At 74.6% G+C, this 18,532-nt stretch carries 9 protein-coding genes; 3 read left to right on the forward strand and 6 right to left on the reverse strand.

Annotation, left to right across the window (positions count from 1 at the left end; all coding sequences use genetic code 11):
* Positions 1–32 precede the first annotated feature (32 nt).
* Positions 33–410: a winged helix-turn-helix transcriptional regulator gene (locus tag ACFUK0_RS23615; RefSeq protein WP_380253327.1), complete on the reverse strand. Its 378-nt coding sequence runs from the start codon at positions 408–410 to the stop codon at positions 33–35.
* 109 nt (positions 411–519) lie between these two features.
* Here ACFUK0_RS23615 and ACFUK0_RS23620 point away from each other — a divergent pair, with 109 nt between their 5' ends.
* Entirely contained in the window at positions 520–882 is a 363-nt protein-coding gene (locus ACFUK0_RS23620; protein ID WP_380253329.1) for a DoxX family protein, read from the forward strand.
* Positions 883–1,152: 270 nt separating this feature from the next.
* Here ACFUK0_RS23620 and ACFUK0_RS23625 read toward each other — a convergent pair whose 3' ends face one another.
* The 5 genes from ACFUK0_RS23625 to ACFUK0_RS23645 all read right to left on the reverse strand — a co-directional run bounded on the left by ACFUK0_RS23625 (position 1,153) and on the right by ACFUK0_RS23645 (position 5,642).
* Positions 1,153–1,380 (reverse strand): acyl carrier protein, encoded by a 228-nt coding sequence (locus tag ACFUK0_RS23625; protein ID WP_380253331.1) that lies wholly within the window; start codon positions 1,378–1,380, stop codon positions 1,153–1,155.
* A 14-nt stretch (positions 1,381–1,394) separates the two neighbouring features.
* Complete coding sequence (locus ACFUK0_RS23630) at positions 1,395–3,308, reverse strand: HAD-IIIC family phosphatase (RefSeq protein ID WP_380253333.1); 1,914 nt, start codon at positions 3,306–3,308, stop codon at positions 1,395–1,397.
* Positions 3,309–3,390: 82 nt separating this feature from the next.
* Complete coding sequence (locus ACFUK0_RS23635; RefSeq protein ID WP_380253335.1) at positions 3,391–4,179, reverse strand: thioesterase II family protein; 789 nt, start codon at positions 4,177–4,179, stop codon at positions 3,391–3,393.
* A gap of 61 nt (positions 4,180–4,240) precedes the next feature.
* Complete coding sequence (locus tag ACFUK0_RS23640; protein ID WP_380253337.1) at positions 4,241–4,897, reverse strand: 4'-phosphopantetheinyl transferase; 657 nt, start codon at positions 4,895–4,897, stop codon at positions 4,241–4,243.
* Between the two features lie 31 nt (positions 4,898–4,928).
* Positions 4,929–5,642 carry a BTAD domain-containing putative transcriptional regulator gene (locus ACFUK0_RS23645; RefSeq protein ID WP_380253339.1) on the reverse strand — a complete coding sequence of 238 codons (714 nt, stop codon included), beginning with the start codon at positions 5,640–5,642 and terminating at the stop codon, positions 4,929–4,931.
* 272 nt (positions 5,643–5,914) lie between these two features.
* On the opposite strand from ACFUK0_RS23645, the gene ACFUK0_RS23650 reads away from it, so the two are divergent.
* Together ACFUK0_RS23650 and ACFUK0_RS23655 are read left to right on the forward strand one after the other, a co-directional pair.
* On the forward strand, positions 5,915–6,142 hold the full coding sequence (locus ACFUK0_RS23650) for a DUF6059 family protein (RefSeq protein ID WP_380253341.1): 228 nt from the start codon (positions 5,915–5,917) through the stop codon (positions 6,140–6,142).
* A 233-nt stretch (positions 6,143–6,375) separates the two neighbouring features.
* On the forward strand, positions 6,376–18,532 hold a 12,157-nt coding region (locus tag ACFUK0_RS23655; RefSeq protein ID WP_380253343.1), incomplete at its 3' end, for an SDR family NAD(P)-dependent oxidoreductase.

An 18,532-nucleotide genomic window follows, 5' to 3' on the forward strand; every position in this document is an offset into this window, starting at 1 on the left:
CCGCTCCTCACCAACCGGCCGGCGAGGGGCGCTCAGGGGCGCTCGGAGTCGTAGGCCGCCTGGCTCAGCTCGATGCCGGGGTTGTTGTCGACGGCCCACTCGGCCAGGGCCACGGCGGGTTCGATCAGGGTGCGACCCATCGCCGTGAGCTCGTACTCGACCCGTGGGGGGACTTCGGCGAAGGCCGTGCGGGACACCAGGCCGTCGCGTTCCAGGTGCCGGACGGTGCGGGTGAGCATGCGCTGCGAGATGCCCGGGATGCGGTGCTGGAGCTCGGTGAAGCGCATGCGTTCGCCGTCGAGGGTGGCCACCACCAGGAGGGTCCACTTGTCGCCGACGCGGTCGAGGATGCCGCGGATCGCACGGCCGCCGTCACCGCGGATGAGGCAGGTGTTGCGGTACTTCGACACGGGCGTCCTCTGTTCGCCAGGCACACGGGTGTGCCTTTTGTAAGCCTTCCGACGGTCACCGATCATGTGCCTACTCACACATCGTAACCATGACGGAGGACGGACGAACATGGAGATCGCCTACTGGATCGTCGCCGGGCTGCTGGGCGCCTTCTACCTGTACGCGGGCGGCAAGAAGGTTGTGCAGAGCAAGGAGCAACTGGCGCCCATGATGGGCTGGGTGGACACCGTGCCGATGCCGGCCGTCCGGAGCATCGGCGCCGTCGAGCTCCTCGGCGTGGCAGGGCTCCTGCTGCCGCCGCTCACCGGGATCGCGCCCGCCCTGGCGATAGGGGCCGCGCTCGGTTTCGTCCTGCTCCAGCTGGCGGCGGCCGGCCTGCACCTGTCCCGGGGCGAGGCCAGGGAGACCGGTCTCAACGCCGCCCTCGTCGTGCTCGCCGCAGCGGCCGGCTGGCTCGCCACCGCCTGGTGACCGTACCGCCCGCCGACCGTGGTCCGGGCTCGCGGCCCGTGGTCCGGTGATGGCGGCCTCAGCCGGGCCGGCCTGTCCGGCCGGGCCCGCCCGCGGCACCGGTGCGCGGGTCCGCGCCGGCTGCCTCCGCCGGGTCCGGGGCCCCGAGCTGCTCGGGGCCCCGGGTTTCGCCCGGTACGAGGACGTTCGCCCGGGCTCCGTCGGGGACCGGTCGTGGCTCCCCGCGACCGGGCGGGACCGATCTGGCGCGGGCCCGCCCGGCTGCCCGGGTCAGGGGGCGACGGTGAGGTCGAACACCGCCTGGAGCGACGGTGCTTCGAGGATTGCGGCGAGCGACAGGCGGCGGCCGCTCTCCCGCTCCAGGGCGGTCAGCAGCCAGAGCAGGTGCACCGAGTCCCAGCCGGGGACCTGGTCGAAGCCCACATTCGCGTCGGCCTCGGTGATCGGCAGGCCGAGCTCGTCCTGGATCAGGGTGATCAGGTCGTCAACGCTCTTCACGAAAGGGTGTCCCTTCAGGGGGTGACGGCGGCGTCCGCGCCGGTGCGGGCGTCGGCGTCGGTCGGGGAGTCCAGATCGGCGTCGAGCTGGACGTGGACGGGCGGGGCGAGCGGGGTGGCGAGGTCGTGCCGGAAGGCCGCCGCCGTCCCGTCCGTCTCCAGCGGCGTGAAGCCGTAGCGCGGGTAGAAGTCGCGCACCGTGCCGTTGCGGGCGGTGGGCAGGTAGCTGCCCCGGACGCCGGTGGCGCCGGTCGCGGCGGCGTGGCGCAGCACCTCGGAGAGGGCGGCGTGCTCGACGCCCCGGGAGAACACCCGGCAGCTGAGCAGGAAGTTGTCGATCGACAGCTCGTCGCCGTCCCGGCTCAGCAGGACGGCGCCGACCAGCCCGTTCTCCCCGAAGCGGTCGGCGGAGTGCACGGCCAGCACCAGGTGGCCGGGGTCGGCGGCCCGGGCGGCCACCTCGGCCGGCTGGAGGCGCTCGGTGGTCAGGTTGAACTGGTTGGTGCGCAGCGTGAGCTGGGAGATCCGCGGCAGGTCCTGCCGGCGGGCCCGGGTGAGCCGCACCCGCACGCCCAGCTCGGCGAGGTAGTCGTCGAGCGAGGAGAACTGCTCCAGGAAGTCGCCGCGGGCCAGCTCCTCGCGGTAGCGGGCGGGCCGGGCGAGGTCCTCGGCGGTGGCCTCGCGGACGTCGAACCAGCCGTCCCGGAGCAGCCGGCCGAGGTGCAGGGCTGGTTCGTCGTCGAGGTCGACGACCGCAACGGAGGGCAGCGCCGCGCGGACGGAGCCCCGCTCGAAGGGGCTGTCGTCGGCGAACACGATGCTGTCCACGCCCAGGTTGAGCGAGGCCGCCAGCGCGGACAGGTTCTCGTCCTTGGGGCGCCAGTTGGCGGTGACCCGGACGAAGTCCGGCTCGTGCAGCACGATCTCGGGGTGCTCGCGGAGCACCTGCGAGACCGGCTCCGGATCGTTCTTGCTGACGGCGGCCAGCAGTACGCCCTGGGAGGCGATCTGCTTCACCGCCTTCTGGAACGTCCGGAACGCCTCGCCCCGGTAGCTGCCGGCGAGTTCGATGCCGTCCGGGCCGTCGTCACCGAGCACGCCGCCCCACAGCGTGTTGTCCAGGTCCACCGCCAGCACCTTGCGGGTCCGGCCGGTCAGGGCACGGGCCAGGTGCCCGGCCTGGCGGGCGTAGCCGGCCAGCAGGGCGGGGGAGAGGTGGGCCTTGGCGTAGGCGTCGAGGCGCGGGTCCTGGACGGCGACGCCCTCGTTGGCCAGCGGTTCCAGGTCCAGCACGATCGTCGACGGGTGCTCCTCGCCGATCCGCAGCAGGCGCGCGTTGGCCTCCCGCCAGGCCGCGCCGAGCCGGGCCCGGGAGCGGTGGTCGACCAGCTGGGCGGTGTACCGGTGCAGCAGCGGAAGGGTGTTGAGGACGAGGGTGCCCTTGGAGGTGGCCCCGAACCGGGCGGCGAGCCCGCTGAGCAGGCCGACCTTGGCAGCCAGTGCCTCCTCCACGTCGGCGGGTCCCCAGGGCACCGGCAGCTCGTCGAAGACGATCGCCGGGTCGAGCACGCAGAGCACCAGTGCGGGGTCGGCCGCGTACAACGGGCTCTGCGGGTCGGACAGTTCGAAGACGTAGCTGTCGAAGTCCGCGAAGTACGGCCGCAGCAGCAGGCCGTGCCGGGCGAGTTCGGCCGTCAGGGCCGGGCGCAGCGCGGCGAGCGTGCCGTGGCCGGTGACCGCCACCGTCAGGGCGGTGGTGCCGGGGTGCAGGCTCAGCACCTCGTCGGGGTCGAGTCTGCCCAGCAGCTGCCCGGCCAGGGCGAGTTCACTGTCATCGGCCTCGGACAGCAGGGCCTGGACGGTCGGGTACTCGGCTGCGAGCCGGCCGCTGCGGTTCAGCGCCCGCAGGCCGTCGGCGGTGGATCCCATGGTGTGTCTACCCCTCGCGGGCGGGTCCGGAACGGGTGGTCGGTGGCGGAGGCGCCAGTGGGTAGGAGTCTTCGCGGGGCGGCTAAAGGAGCTCTGAGACGCCGCTGAGCCGCTTGGTGAGCAGCCGCAGCACCTCGTCCTGGTGCTCGCTCAGGTAGAAGTGCTCACCGTGGAAGACCCGCAGGTCGAACCCGCGGGTGGTGTGCGCGGACCAGCCGGCCGCCTCCAGCAGGGTCGTCCACGGGTCGCGGTCGCCGGTCAGCGCGAGGATCGGCGTGTCGACGGTGGTGCCGGGCGGGCAGCGGTACGTCTCGATCGCCCGTAGGTCGCTGCGGACGGCCGGCAGGATCATCTGCAGCGCGTCCGGGTCGGCGAGCAGCCGGCGGTCCGTCCCGCTCAGTTCCTCCAGGTGCTCGGCGAGTTCGCGTTCGTTCAGGCGGTGGTACGCCTCCTGGCGGACCTGGGACGGCGCCCGGCGGCCGGAGGCGATCAGCAGCTCCGGGCCGTGCCCGCCGGTGAGGCGCCGGGCCACCTCGAAGGCGAGGGCGGCGCCGAGGCTGTGCCCGAACAGGGCGAACCGCCCGCCGCCGACGGCGGCCCGGACGGCCGGCATGACGAGGTCGGCCAGCTCGCCCAGGTTCTCCACGCCGGGCTCGCGGTAGCGGTCCTGGCGGCCCGGGTACTGGACGGCCAGGACCTCCACCGAGGGGTCGAAGGCCTCCGCCCAGGGGCGGTAGGCGACGGCGGATCCGCCGGCGTGCGGGAAGCAGACCAGCCGGACGTCGGCGTCGGGGCGTGGCCGGAAGCGGCGGATCCAGGTGTCCTGGGCGGCCGCGGCCGTCGCCGCGGGGATCGGGGCGGTCGAGGTCATGGTCGGGCTCCGTTCGTGCTGGTGCGGCGGGTCTGGCGGGGTCGGGGCGGGCGGGAGCGGCTCAGGCCGCCAGGGCGGCGCCCACGGCCGCCCGCTCGCGCGGGATCACCACGGAGGTCAGGGCCAGCCCACCGCCGGTGAACCAGCGTCCCGACAGCGGGCCGGGCGGGTCGGGCACGTGCAGGGTGGCGGTGAACCGGCCGGTCCGCGTGTCGAACTCGATGCTCGCGTCCTCGAAGCCCAGCGCCGCGCCGTAGCGGGGGAAGCAGGCCTTGTAGACGGCCTCCTTGGCACTGAACAGCAGGGTGTCCCACCGGACGGTCGGCCGGCGGGCGAGCAGGGAGCGGACGGCGGGCAGTTCGCCGGGGCGGGTGATCGTCTCGATCAGGCCCGGCGGCAGCGGGCGGTGCGGCTCGGCGTCGATGCCGAGGGACGCGACGTCCGCCCGCTCCGAGTCGGCGACCGCCGCGGCCCGGTAGCCGTTGCAGTGGGTGATGCTGCCCACCGTCCCGGCCGGCCAGATCAGCGCACCGTGCGGCCCCGGCAGCAGCGCCACCGGCGCCACCCCGACATCGGCCAGCGCCCGGCGGGCACAGGCCCGGGCGGTGGCGAACTCACGGCGGCGGGTCTCGACCGCACGGGCGACCAGCGCGGCCTCCTGCGGGAACAGCGCACCCGGCGCGTGCGGCTGGTCGCCGAACGACTCGGCGTGCCGCACCCCGGGAGGGAGAATGAGGCCTATCACCGGACTACGCCGCCGTCGCCAGGTCGAGACTGCGGTCGGACAGCAGGATCGCCCGGTGCACGTCCTGGAGCGCCCGGCCGGGCTCGATGCCCAGCTCGGTGTTGAGCGTGCGGCGGGTCGAGCCGTACACCCGCAGCGCGTCGGCCTGCCGCTCGGAGCGGTACAGCGCGATCATCAGCTGGCGCCGGAACCCCTCGTGCAGCGGGTGCTCGGACGTCAGCGAGTAGAGCTGGCCCACCAGCTCCTGGTGCCGGCCCAGTGTCAGCCCCGCCTCGACGTGCATGCCGACGCACTCCAGCCGGGCTTCCTCGATCCAGCCGCCGAACCCGTCCAGGATCGGGCCGGCCCGCAGGTCGCCCAGCGCGGGGCCGCGCCACAGGTCCAGCGCCGTCTCGAAGTGGGCGGCGGCCTGCTCCGGGCGGCTCGCCCGGGCGGCCTGCCGGCCCTCGCGCATCAGCCGCTGGAACTCCTTGGCGTCCAGCCGGTCCTCGCCGAGCTGCAGCATGTAGCCCGGCGACCGGGTGACGATCGGATTGCCCGGGACGTCCTCCCGGGACAGCAGTTTTCGCAGCTGCGATATGTACACGTGGATCGCCGCCAGATACCGCTTGGGCGGATGCTCCCCCCACACCTCGTAGCTCAGCTGTGGAACGGACACCACCTCGTCGGCCCGGACCAGCAGTGCGGCGAGCACGACCTCCATGTTGCGGGCGTTCACCGTCGACGTCCGCTGGTCACAGTGATTCTGACGGATTCGCAGGCTGCCGAGGATTTCGTACCGCATGGCTTCCCCCAGGTTTGGTTTCGGGATCGACACCCAGGCTGCCCTGACCTGGTACCTCGGCACATCCGCGAAACTACGTACCGCCCTGCGCGACCCCCTCGGCGCAGCCGCCCGGGGCGCGGCATTTGGCACGGATTTGGCCGTGGTTCAGGCCCACCCCGCACACTCGGCCCGCAAATGGACGAGCCGGAACGGGAGCACAACCGATGAAGCGGTACTGGACGGGCTGGCTGGAGACCCTTCTCCCGGCACTGGGCGTGCTCGCCTACGGGTGGGGAATGGCCGTGGCCTGCCCGCCCGTCGTCGTACCGGAGGAGGACGGCGCGATGCTCCCGGGCCCGCCGGCCGCCCACCCCGAGCGCATGGTCGCACACGTACCGCCGACCCCCGTCGAGCAGGCCCTGTGGGCGCAGCTCGACCCCTTCCCGGCCTGACGAGACGTCTGTCACACCGGCGCCCCCGCCCCCGCTCTCCCGGCTCTTCCGCCGAGGGGCCGGGGGCACCTCTTTTCACCACCGGCGCGCCCCTGTCGTCCCCCGCCCGCCTCGCCGGCGCTTCGATCCGCCGCCCGCCGCCCGTGTTCAGGGTCGGTTTAGACCCCCTCGTGACGATGGCGGGGCCGCCCCCGGCCGGGGGCCGGTCCGCGATGAGGGAGCACACAGCAGCGATGTCGAACTCGCCCAAGCCCACTGCCGCTGACTCCGGCCGCGTCAGCGGCACCCGTAAGGACGCCCGCGCCACCGCGAAGCGCACCACCGGGAAGAGCCGCACCGGCAAGCCGCAGAGCAGCGGGGAGCACGTCCCGATTGCCGTGGTGGGTCTGGCGTGCCGGCTGCCGCAGGCCGCCGACCCGGCCGCCTTCTGGCAGCTGCTCCGCGAGGGCCGCGACGCCGTCGGGCAGCCCCCGGCGGACCGCTGGCCGGGCGCGAGCGGCACGGGTGACGGCACCCCGGTCGCGGGCGTCCCGCAGGCCGGCGCCTTCCTGGACCGGGTCGACACCTTCGACGCGGAGTTCTTCGGCATCGCCCCGCGCGAGGCCGCCGCCATGGACCCGCAGCAGCGCCTCGCCCTCGAACTCGGCTGGGAGGCCCTGGAGGACGCCGGCATCGTCCCCGCCACCCTGCGCGACAGCCGTACCGGCGTCTTCATCGGCGCCATCGGCGACGACTACGCCGCCCTCACCCACCGTCTCGGCGAGCGCGCCGTCGACCGGCACACCCTGACCGGCCTCAGCCGCGGTGTCATCGCCAACCGGCTCTCCTACCTGCTCGGCCTGCGCGGCCCCAGCCTGACCGTCGACAGCGCCCAGTCCTCGGCGCTGGTCGCCGTCCACCTCGCCGTCGAGAGCCTGCGCTCCGGCGAGTCCACGCTCGCCGTCGCCGGCGGCGTCAGCATCATCGCCGCGCCCGACAGCACCCTCGGCGCGGCCCGGTTCGGCGGACTCTCCCCGCAGGGCCGCTCCTTCACCTTCGACGAGCGCGCGGACGGCTACGTCCGCGGCGAGGGCGGCGGCGCCGTCGTCCTCAAGCCGCTGGCCGCCGCGCTCGCCGACGGCGACCCGGTGTACGGCGTCATCCTCGGCAGCGCGGTCGGCAACGACGGCGCCACCGAGAGCCTGACCGTCCCCGGCCAGGCCGGCCAGGAGGAGGTGCTGCGCCGCGCCTACCAGCGGGCCGCCGTGGACCCGGCCGAGGTCGGCTACGTGGAACTGCACGGCACCGGGACGAAGGTCGGCGACCCGATCGAGGCGGCCGCGCTCGGCGCGGTGCTCGGCCGGGGCCGCCCGGCGGGCAACCCGCTGCTGGTCGGCTCGGCGAAGACGAACGTCGGCCACCTGGAGGGCGCGGCGGGCATCGTGGGCCTGCTGAAGGTCCTGCTCAGCCTGCGGGCCGGCGAACTGCCCGGCACCCTCAACCACGTCACCCCGAACCCGGCGATCCCGCTCGACGACCTCGGCCTGCGGGTACCGACCGAGACGCAGCCCTGGCCCGGCGACGGGCCGCGCCTCGCCGGCGTCAGCTCCTTCGGCATGGGCGGCACCAACGTCCACGTCGTCCTCGCGGGCGTACCGGCTCCGGAGCGCCCCGAGACCCCGGCCGCCGGCCTGCCCGTCCCGCTGGTGCTGTCCGCCCGCACCGAGGACGCCCTGCGGGCCCAGGCCGAGCGCCTCGGCGAGCACCTCGCCCGCCGCCCCGGCGCGGCCCTGCTCGACCTCGGCCACTCCCTCGCCGCCACCCGCACCGCCTTCGAGCACCGGACCGTCCTGCTCGCCCGCGACCGGGAGCAGCTGCTCGCCGACCTCACCGCCGGCAGCTGGTCCGCCGCCCGCGCCGGGCAGGGCGGCACGGCGTTCCTGTTCTCCGGCCAGGGCAGCCAGCGCCCCGGCATGGGACGCGAGCTGTACGAGACCTTCCCGGCGTACGCGGAGGCCTTCGACGCCGCCGCCACCGCGCTCGACCCGCACCTGGCCCGTCCGATCCGCGACCTCGTCCTCGGCGACGACCAGGACGGCCTGCTCGACACCACCGAGTACACCCAGCCCGCCCTGTTCGCCGTCCAGACCGCCCTCTACCGGCTGGTCGAGCACTGGGGGCTGCGCCCCGACGCGCTGGCCGGGCACTCCGTCGGCGAGCTGAGTGCCGCCCACGCGGCCGGCGTCCTCACGTTGGCCGACGCCGCCGCCCTGGTCGCCGCCCGCGGTCGGCTGATGCAGGCGCTGCCCGCCGGCGGCGCCATGGTCGCCGTCGAGGCGGCCGAGGACGAGGTGCTCCCGCTGCTGGCCGGCCGCGAGCACGAGGTCGCCGTCGCCGCTGTCAACGGACCCCGGGCGGTGGTGATCTCGGGCGACGAGCAGGCCGTCCTGGAGGTCGCGCAGACTCTGGCCGGGCTCGGCCGCCGGACGAAGCGGCTGCGGGTGAGCCACGCCTTCCACTCGCCGCACATGGACGCCATGCTCGACGCGTTCCGCGAGGTCGCCGGCCAGGCCGACTACCGGCAGCCGACGATTCCCGTCGTCAGCAACGTGACCGGCGACGCCACCGGCGACCTGACCTCGCCCGAGTACTGGGTCCGGCACGTCCGGCAGCCCGTCCGCTTCCGGGACGGCGTCCTCGCCCTGCGCGAGCTCGGCACCGTCCGCTTCCTCGAACTCGGCCCGGACGGCTCGCTGTCCGCACTCGCCCGCGCCACCCTGACCGACGACGCCCCGGCGGACGCCGCCGACGGCGTCGTGCCCGCCCTGCGCGGCGGACGGCCCGAGCCCGAGACGCTGCTCGGCGCCCTCGGCCGGCTGCACGCCCTGGGCGCGCCGGTCGACTGGGCCGGCCGGCTCGCCGCGCTCGGCGGCCGGCGGGTCGAACTGCCCACGTACGCCTTCCAGCGGGAGCGGCACTGGCTGGAGGGGACCCCCGAGCCGGTCCCCGCCGCCCTGCCCGCCGCGGTGGCCGCCCCCGCCAGGCCGGCCCGTCCGCGCGACCGGGCCGCCCGCGACCTGGTCGACCTCGTCCGTACCCAGGTCGCCCTCGTGCTCGGCCACGTCACGCCCGGAGCGATCGACACCGGCCGCGCCTTCAAGGACCTCGGCTTCGACTCCCTCTCCGGCGTCGAACTGCGCGACCGCCTGGCCGCCGCCACCGGCGCCGAGCTGCCGCAGACCCTCGTCTACAGCCACCCCACCCCCGACGCGGTGATCGAGCTCCTGCGCGCCACGGCCGCCCCCGAGGACGGCCACGACACCCCCGTCACCGTCGCCGACCCCGACGAGCCGATCGCGATCGTCGGCATGGCCTGCCGCTACCCGGGCGAGGTCAACTCGCCCGAGGACCTCTGGCGCCTCGTCGCGTCCGGCGGCGACGCCATCGGCGGGTTCCCCGACAACCGGGGCTGGGACCTGGAGTCGCTGTACCACCCGGACCCGGACCACCTCGGCACCTCCTACACCCGCCACGGCGGCTTCCTGCGGGACGCCGACCTCTTCGACCCCGCCTTCTTCGGCATCTCGCCGCGCGAGGCCACCGCCATGGACCCGCAGCAGCGCCTGCTGCTGGAGACCGCCTGGGAGGCCTTCGAGCGCGCCGGCATCGACCCGGCCGCCCTGCGCGGCACCCGTGGCGGCGTCTTCGTCGGCGCCACCACGCTCGACTACGGCCCCCGCCTGCACGAGGCGGGGGACGGCGGCGACGGCTACCGGCTGACCGGCAGCACGTCGAGCATCGCGTCCGGCCGGATCGCGTACACCTTCGGTTTCGAGGGTCCGGCGGTGACGGTGGACACGGCGTGCTCCTCCTCGCTGGTCGCCCTGCACCTCGCCTCGCAGGCCCTGCGGCAGGGCGAGTGCTCGCTCGCGCTCGCGGGCGGCGTCGCGGTCATGTCGTCCCCCGGCATGTTCGTGGAGTTCAGCCGGCAGCGTGGTCTGTCGGCCGATGGCCGCTGCAAGGCGTTCTCGGCGGAGGCGGACGGTACGGGGTGGAGTGAGGGTGTCGGTCTGCTGTTGTTGGAGCGGTTGTCGGACGCGGTGCGCAACGGTCACCGGGTGCTGGCGGTGGTGCGGGGTTCGGCGGTCAACCAGGACGGTGCGAGCAACGGTCTGACGGCGCCGAACGGTCCGTCGCAGGAGCGGGTGATCCGACAGGCGCTGGCGAGTGCGGGTCTGTCGCCGGACGATGTGGACGCGGTGGAGGCGCACGGGACGGGGACGACGCTGGGTGACCCGATCGAGGCGCAGGCGCTGCTGGCGACGTACGGGCAGGGCGAGCGTGAACAGCCGTTGTTCCTGGGGTCGTTGAAGTCGAACATCGGTCACTCGCAGGCTGCGGCCGGGGTGGGCGGCATCATCAAGATGGTGCAGGCGATGGAGCACGGCGTGCTGCCCCGCACGCTGCACGCGGACGTCGCCTCGCCGTACGTGGACTGGTCCTCCGGCGCGGTCTCGCTGCTCTCGGAGGAGACCGCTTGGCCGGAGGTGGGCCGGGCCCGTCGGGCCGGTATCTCGTCCTTCGGCATCAGCGGCACCAACGCGCACGTGATCGTCGAGCAGGCCCCCGCACCGACCGCCGTCGAAGCCGTTGAAGCAGCCGAGGTCGGCGGCCCGGTGGCGTGGGTGGTGTCCGGCCGTGGTGAGGCGGGCCTGCGCGGGCAGGCCGCCCGCCTGCTGGACCACGTGGTGGAGCGGCCCGAGCTGGCGGTCGCCGACGTGGCGCTGTCGCTCGCGGTCTCCCGCTCCGCCCTCGACCAGCGCGCCGTCGTCATCGGCGAGGACCGCCAGGCCCTGGTCGACGGCCTCACCGCCCTCGCCGAGGGCGCGGCCCAGGGCACCGGAACGGGCGGCCGCGTGGCGTTCGTGTTCACCGGCCAGGGCAGTCAGCGGACGGGCATGGGGCGTGAACTCTATGCCGCGTACCCGGCGTTCGCCTCGGCGCTGGACGCGGTGGTCGCGGAGTTCGACGCCCTGCTGGACCGTCCGCTGCTCCCGCTCATCTTCGAGGGCGGTGAGCTGCTGGACGAGACGCGCTACACCCAGCCTGCGCTGTTCGCCGTCGAGGTCGCGCTGTTCCGCTTCGCCGAAAGCCTCGGCGTGGTGCCGGACTTCGTGGCCGGCCACTCCATCGGCGGCCTCGCCGCCGCGCACGTGGCGGGCGTCTTCTCGCTCGCGGACGCTGCTGCGCTGGTCGCGGCCCGGGGCCGGCTGATGCAGTCGGCGCGGGCGGGCGGCGCGATGGTCGCCGTGTCCGCGACCGAGGACGAGGTACGGGCCTCCCTGCTGCCCGGCCTCGGCATCGCCGCCGTCAACGGCCCGACCTCGCTGGTGGTCTCCGGCGACGAGGCGGCGGCCGAGGAGTTCGCCGACCACTGGCGCGGCCAGGGCCGGCGGGTGCGGCGGCTCACCGTCAGCCACGCCTTCCACTCCCACCACATGGACGACGTCCTCGCCGAGTTCGAGGCCGTCCTGGCGCAGGTCGCGTTCGCCGAACCGGAGATCGACGTCATCTCCGACACCACCGGCCGGTCCGCCACCGGCGCCGAACTCGCCGACCCCGCCTACTGGACCCGGCACATCCGGGAGGCCGTCCGCTTCCTGGACGTCGTCCGCACCCTGGACGGACTCGGCACCACCACCTTCGTCGAACTCGGCCCCGACGCCGTCCTCACCACCCTGATCCGCGAGACCCTGGACGACACGGACCTCACCGCCGAGGCCCTGCTCCGCCGCGACCGGCCCGAGCAGACCACCGCCCTCACCGCCCTCGGCGCGCTGCACGCACGCGGCGCGGCCGTCGACTGGGCGCAGCTCTGGCCCGGCGCGCGAACGGTCGAACTCCCCACCTACGCGTTCCAGCGCAGCCGCCACTGGACGGCCACCCCCACGGCCAGTGCCACCGGCCACGGCCTCACCGCGACCGGCCACCCGCTGCTCGGCGGCGCGCTCGAACTCGCCGAGGACGGAGGGCTGCTGCTCACCGGCCGGATCTCGCTCAGCACCCAGCCCTGGCTCGCCGACCACGAGATCCTCGGCCGCGTCCTGCTGCCCGGCACCGCCTTCCTGGAGCTCGCCCTCACCGCGGCCGAGCGGGTCGGCGTCGACCGTGTCGCCGAACTCACCGTGGAGGCACCGCTCGTCCTGACCACCGGCGCGGCCGTGCAGATCCAGGTCGCCGTCGCCCCCGCCGACCGCGACGGACGGCGCGGCCTCACCGTCCACTCGCGCACCGAACCGGACGGCGACTGGACCAGGCACGCCGCCGGCCTGCTCGAACCCGCCACCGACGGCGAACCGCTGCCCGTCACCGACTGGCCGCCCACCGGCGCCGACGCCGTCCCGACCGAGGACCTCTACACCCGGCTCGCCGAACTCGGCTACACCTACGGGCCCGCCTTCCGCGCGGTGCGCGCAGCCTGGCAGCAGAGCGGCGCGGCCTACGCCGAACTGGCCCTCGGCACCGGCGCCGAGGCCGCCGACGGCTTCGCCGTCCACCCCGCGCTGCTCGACGCCGCCCTGCACCCGCTCGTCCACCAGGCCGCCGACGGCTCCGGCCGGATCCCGCTGCCGTTCAGCTTCACCGGCGTCCGCCTGCACGCCGCCGGCGCCACCGCGCTGCGCGCCCACTGGGACGGCACGGCGCTCACCGCCACCGACGGCAACGGCCGTCCGGTGATCACCGTCGAGGCCGTCGCGCTCCGCGAGGTCGGCGCCGAGCAGCTCGGCGCCCCCGCCCGCCCGTCCGGCCTCTACCGGATCGCCTGGCAGCCCGTCCCGTCCGCCCCCGCGGCCTCCGACCCGCCGGTGCCGCTCACCGGCGCCCTCGCGGAGCTGGAGACCGTCCCCGCTGCGGTCCTGGCCGAACTCCCCGACGCCCAGGGTCTGGAGGGCGCACACGAGACGGCCGTCCGGGCGCTCGCCCTCGTCCGGGAGTGGCTGGCCGACGAACGCTTCGCCGACTCCCGCCTGGTGCTCCGCACCCGGGGCGCCGTCGCCGTCGAGGAGGGCGAGGCCGTTCCCGGCCTGGCCACCGCCCCCGCCTGGGGCCTGGTACGGACAGCCCAGTCCGAGCACCCCGGACGCTTCGTCCTGATCGACACCGACGCCGCCGCCGCCGGCGACGCCGCCGAGCCGCCGTACGCGGCCGCGCTCGCCACCGGGGAGCCCCAACTCGCCCTGCGCGGCGACACGCTGTACGCCCCCCGGCTGGTCGCCGCCGACGGCTCCGCCACCGAGGTGCCCGAACTGGGCGGCGGCACCGTCCTCGTCACGGGCGCGACCGGCAGCCTCGGCACCCTGCTCGTCCGCGACCTCGTCGCCGAGCACGGGGTCCGCGACCTGCTGCTGCTCAGCCGACGTGGCGACCAGGCACCCGGCGCCGCCGAACTCACCGCCGAACTCACCGCCCTGGGCGCGAGCGTACGCTTCGCCGCCTGCGACGCCGCCGACCGCGAGGCCCTGGCAGCCGTGCTCGCGGACCGCCCGGACGGGCAGCGGATCAGCGCCGTCTTCCACCTGGCCGGCGTCCTCGACGACGGCCTGGTCGACACCCTCACCCCCGAGCGGCTGACCGCCGTGCTGCGCCCCAAGGCCGACGCCGCCTGGAACCTGCACGAGCTGACCGCCGGTCACGACCTCGCCGCGTTCGTCCTGTTCTCCTCCGTCTCCGGCCTGATCGGCAACCCGGGGCAGGCCAACTACGCGGCGGCCAACAGCTATCTGGACGCCCTCGCCCAGCACCGCAGGTCCCAGGGCCTGCCCGCGACCTCCCTCGCCTGGTCCCTCTGGGCCCACGAGGACGGCATGGCCGGCCGGCTGGACCAGGCCTCGCTCGCCCGCTGGCACCGCAACGGCCTGACGCCGCTCGACCCGGACCACGGCCGCCGGCTGCTCGCCGCCGCCCTGGCCGATGACCGCGCCCTGCTGGTGCCCGTCAAGCTCGACCTCACCGCCCTGCGCGGCCAGGCCGCCGTCGGCGAGCTGGCCCCGCTGTTCCGCGGGCTCGTCCGGGCGCCGCTGCGGCGCGCCGCCGAGGTCGGCAGCAGCGCCGACAGCTGGGCCAGCCGGACGGCAGCCCTGCCCGAGGCCGAACGCGGCCGGGCGGCCCTGGAGTTGGTCCGGCAGACCGTCGCGGCCGTGCTCGGCCACAGCAACCCGGGCAGCATCGAGGCCGGCCGCGCGTTCCGCGAGCTGGGCTTCGACTCGCTGACCGGCGTGGAGCTGCGCAACCGCCTGAACACGGCGAGCGGCCTGCGGCTGCCCGCGACGGTCGTCTTCGACCACCCGTCGCCGGGCGCCATCGCGGACCGCCTGGTCGCCCTGCTCGCCGACGCCCCGGCACCGGTGGCCGTCCGGGCACGGGTGTCCACCGACCCCGACGAGCCGATCGCGATCGTCGGCATGGCCTGCCGCTACCCGGGCGGCGTCCGCTCGCCCGAGGACCTCTGGCGCCTCGTCTCGGAGGGCACCGACGCGGTCGGCCCGTTCCCCGACAACCGGGGCTGGGACCTGGAGTCGCTGTACCACCCGGACCCGGACCACCTCGGCACCTCCTACACCCGGGAGGGCGGATTCCTCTACGGCGCGGGCGACTTCGACCCCGACTTCTTCGGCCTGAGCCCGCGCGAGGCCACCGCGGCCGACCCCCAGCAGCGCCTGCTGCTGGAGACCGCCTGGGAGACCTTCGAGCAGGCGGGCATCGACCCCGCCACGGTGCGCGGCAGCGACACCGGCGTCTTCACCGGTGTGATGTACAACGACTACGGCTCGCGCTTCCGCAAGGCTCCCGAGGGCTTCGAGGGCTTCCTGCTCACCGGCAACACCTCCAGCGTGGTCTCCGGCCGGATCGCGTACACCTTCGGTTTCGAGGGTCCGGCGGTGACGGTGGACACGGCGTGCTCCTCCTCGCTGGTGGCCCTGCACCTCGCCTCGCAGGCCCTGCGGCGCGGCGACGCCTCGCTGGCGCTGGCCGGCGGCGCGACCGTGATGTCCCGCCCCGACACCTTCGTGGAGTTCAGCCGGCAGCGTGGTCTGTCGGCCGATGGCCGCTGCAAGGCGTTCTCGGCGGAGGCGGACGGTACGGGGTGGAGTGAGGGTGTCGGTCTGCTGTTGTTGGAGCGGTTGTCGGATGCGGTGCGCAACGGTCACCGGGTGCTGGCGGTGGTGCGTGGTTCGGCGGTCAACCAGGACGGTGCGAGCAACGGTCTGACGGCGCCGAACGGTCCGTCGCAGGAGCGGGTGATCCGGCAGGCGCTGGCGAGTGCGGGTCTGTCGCCGGACGATGTGGACGCGGTGGAGGCGCACGGGACGGGGACGACGCTGGGTGACCCGATCGAGGCGCAGGCGCTGCTGGCGACGTACGGGCAGGGCGAGCGTGAACAGCCGTTGTTCCTGGGGTCGTTGAAGTCGAACATCGGTCACTCGCAGGCTGCGGCCGGGGTCGGCGGCATCATCAAGATGGTGCAGGCGATGGAGCACGGCGTGCTGCCCCGCACGCTGCACGCCGAGGTCGCCTCGCCGTACGTGGACTGGTCCTCCGGCGCGGTGGAACTGCTGTCGCAGGAGGTGGCCTGGCCGGAGGTGGGCCGGGCCCGTCGGGCCGGCATCTCGTCCTTCGGCATCAGCGGCACCAACGCGCACGTGATCGTCGAGCAGGCCCCCGCGGCAGCCGTCACCGGTGCCGCCGAGGTCGACGGCCCGGTGGCGTGGGTGGTGTCCGGCCGTGGTGAGGCCGGTCTGCGCGGCCAGGCCGCCCGCCTGCTGGACCACGTGGTGGAGCGGCCGGAGCTGGCGGTGGCCGACGTGGCGCTGTCGCTCGCGGTCTCCCGCTCCGCCCTGGAGCAGCGCGCCGTCGTCATCGGCGACGGACAGGACTCCCTGCTGAGCGGTCTGGCGGCGCTGGCCCGTGGGGACGAAGCTCCCGGACTCGTCCGCGGCACCGCCGGCGGCGGAGTGGCGTTCGTGTTCACCGGCCAGGGCAGTCAGCGGACGGGCATGGGGCGTGAACTCTATGCCGCTTACCCGGCGTTCGCCTCGGCACTGGACGCGGTGGTGGCGGAGTTCGACGCCCTGCTGGACCGTCCGCTGCTGCCGTTGATCTTCGAGGGCGGTGAGCTGCTGGACGAGACGCGCTACACCCAGCCGGCGCTGTTCGCCGTCGAGGTGGCGCTGTTCCGCTTCGCCGAAAGCCTGGGCGTGGTACCGGACTTCGTGGCCGGCCACTCCATCGGCGAGCTGGCGGCCGCGCACGTGGCGGGCGCCTTCTCGCTGGCGGACGCTGCTGCGCTGGTCGCGGCCCGGGGCCGGCTGATGCAGTCGGCGCGGGCGGGCGGCGCGATGGTCGCGGTGTCGGCGACCGAGGAGGAGGTGCGGGCCTCGCTGCTGCCGGGTCTCGGCATCGCCGCCGTCAACGGCCCGACCTCGCTGGTGGTCTCCGGCGACGAGGCGGCGGCCGAGGAGTTCGCCGACTACTGGCGCGGCCAGGACCGGCGGGTGCGGCGGCTCACCGTCAGCCACGCCTTCCACTCCCACCACATGGACGACGTCCTGGACGACTTCCGTACGGTCGCGGCCGGCATCGACTACGCCGAACCCGTGATCCCGGTGGTCTCCGTCCGCCCGGACGGACCGGCCACCGCCGAGCACCTGACCTCGCCCGAGCACTGGGTCCAGCAGATCCGGGAGGCCGTGCGCTTCCACGACGCCGTGCTGCGGCTGGGTGAGCTCGGCGCCACCACCTTCGTCGAGCTCGGCCCCGACGCCGTGCTCACCGCGCTGATCCGTCAGACGCCCGTCGAGACCGAGGTCACCGCCGAGGCCCTGCTCCGCCGCGACCGGTCCGAGCAGACTTCCGCGCTCACCGCCCTCGGCGCGCTGCACGCCCACGGCCGGGCCGTCGACTGGGCGAAGCTCTGGCCCGGCGCCCAGCTGGTCGGCCTGCCCACCTACGCGTTCCAGCACCGGCGTTACTGGCTGGAGGGCACCGTCGAGGTGGCCGACGCCGGCGGCCTCGGCATCGAGGCCTCGGCCCATCCGCTGCTCGGCGCCTCCATCGAACTCGCCGACAGCGCGGGTCTGGTGCTGACCGGGCGGCTCGGGCTTGACACCCACCCGTGGCTCGCCGACCACGCCGTCGGCGGCAGCGTGCTGCTGCCCGGCGCGGCCTTCGTCGAGCTGGCCCTGCGGGCCGGTGCGCAGCTCGGCGCCGCCACCGTCGAGGAGCTGACGCTCGCGGCGGCCCTGGTGCTGCCGGAGCGCGGCGCGGTACAGCTCCAACTCACCATCGGCGGGCCGGAGGACGGCGGACGGCGGACGTTCGCCTTCCACTCCCGCGCGCAGGAGGACGGCCCGGACGCCCCGTGGACCAGGCACGCGTTCGGCACCCTCACCGACGGCCAGGTCGGCGCGGACAGCCTGACCGAGTGGCCGCCGCCGGGTGCGGAGCCGATCCCGGTCGGTGATGCCTACGCCACGGTGGCCGAACGCGGCTACCACTACGGGCCCGAGTTCCAGGGCCTGCGGGCCGCCTGGCGACAGGGCGAGGTGCTCTTCGCCGAGGTCGAACTCAGCGAGCAGCAGGCGGTGACGGCCGGTCAGTACGGCGTCCACCCCGCGCTGCTGGACGCCGCCCTGCACCTGCTGGCACTGGAGGCCGGCGAGCGGGTCGTGCTGCCCTTCTCCTGGAACGGCGTCCGGCTGCACGCGGCCGGCGGCACCGCCGCGCGCGTCCGGCTGGCACCCAGCGGTACCGAGGACGGGTATGTCCTCACCCTGGCCGACGCCATCGGCGCACCTCTGCTCACGGTCGCCGAACTGGCGCTCCGTCCGGCCGAACTCCCCTCCGCTGTGGCTCCGTTGTTCGGGGTGGAGTGGGTTGGTGTGTCGGGTGGTGGGTTGTGGGTGCCGGATGAGGTGGTGTCGTTCGTGGGTGCTGCTGATGGTCCGGTGGGTGTGCGTGGTGCGGTGTTCGGTGCGTTGGAGGCTGTGCAGGGTTGGTTGGCTTCTGACGGTGCCGGGGCTGGTGCTTCTGCTGGTGCTGGTGGTGGTGTGTTGACGGTGGTGGTGGGTGCTGGGTTGGCTGGTGCGGCTGTGCGGGGTTTGGTGCGGTCGGTGCAGGCTGAGCATCCTGGTCGGTTTGTGTTGGTGGAGGGTGTGGTGCCGGTGGGTGGGTTGCCGGTGGGTGAGCCTGAGGTTCGGGTGGTGGGTGGGGAGGTGTTCGTTCCTCGTCTGGGCCGGGTGGGTGTGCCGGATGCTGTTTCGGAGCCGGTTGGTTTTGGTGACGGGGTGGTGTTGTTGACGGGTGCGTCGGGTGCTCTGGGTGGTGTGGTGGCCCGGCATCTGGTGGGTGTGC

Origin of the sequence: Kitasatospora sp. NPDC057223, from assembly GCF_042669755.1 — a bacterium.
Lineage (GTDB): Bacteria > Actinomycetota > Actinomycetes > Streptomycetales > Streptomycetaceae > Kitasatospora.